Origin of the sequence: Streptomyces sp. YGL11-2 (assembly GCF_050054615.1) — a bacterium.
GTDB lineage: Bacteria > Actinomycetota > Actinomycetes > Streptomycetales > Streptomycetaceae > Streptomyces.
Window position 1 is genome coordinate 1 of record NZ_JBNHIN010000161.1, and the last position, 953, is coordinate 953.

The following is a 953-nucleotide window of genomic DNA, read 5'->3' on the forward strand; positions in this document are numbered from 1 at the left end:
GCCCGGGCCGCCAGCTCCTCGGCCAGGGGCAGGTCGTCTTCTTCCAGGGGCGGGCTTTCCCGCATCCGCCAGAAGTTGGCGACGCCCATCAGCACACCGCGTGCCTTGAGCGGCACGGTGATGAGCGACTGCAGGCCGTGCTCGATGACGATCCGGGTGCGCTCGGGGTCTCCCGCACGCCATTCAGAGGCGGCGGGCAGATCGGGTACGAGCACGGGCCGTTCGCTGACGAAGACGGTGGCCATGGGCGTGGCGTGGACGTACCGGTACACCTCGCCCACCCGGTACTGGGGATGGGAGAACGTCCCACCGAGCGCCACGCGACGCAGTTCCGGCGCCTGCGCGTATGCGCCGGGCGGTGGCTCGTCACCGTGCAGGACGGGCTCGGCGAGGTCGACGGTGACGTAGTCGGCGAACCAGCGGGCGGCCACCTCGGTGAGCTCCTCGGCGGTGCGGGTGACGTCCAGGGTCGTTCCGACGGCCACGCTTGCCTCGTAGAGCAGTCGCAGCCTGCCCTGAGCGGCCTCTGCCTTCCCGGCGAGGGCACACAGCTCGGTGGAGTCCCGCAGGGTGGCGACGCTGCCGGGCGGGCCACCGTGGCGGTCCGTCGACCGGTTGTTCACTGCCAGGAGGCTGTCGCCGACGGGGAGCACTGCGTCCGAGGTATCGCGCCGGGAAAGCAGCAGCCCCGTCATCCTGGAGTCGAGGCGGAGGCTGTCGACCTGCCGCCCCTCCACGTCCGGGGGCAGAGCGAGGAGCCGGCGCGCCTCGTCGTTGGCGAGTACGACCCGGTCCTCGTCGCCGACGATGACCACGCCCTCGCGCACGGCGTGCAGCACCGCGTCGTGGTGCTCGTACATCCGTGTCATCTCGGCCGGTCCGAGACCGTGGGTCTGCCGCCGCAGCCGCCTGCTCACCAGAGCCGTCCCGGCCGTGGCCAGGGCCAGCGCGCC

The 953-nt window shown here is 72.2% G+C and carries 1 protein-coding gene; it reads right to left on the bottom strand.

Annotated elements, in window-relative coordinates:
* Positions 1-953 (bottom strand): GAF domain-containing protein (locus tag ACO1BR_RS44145; RefSeq protein ID WP_426800757.1); only part of this gene is annotated, 953 nt, incomplete at both ends.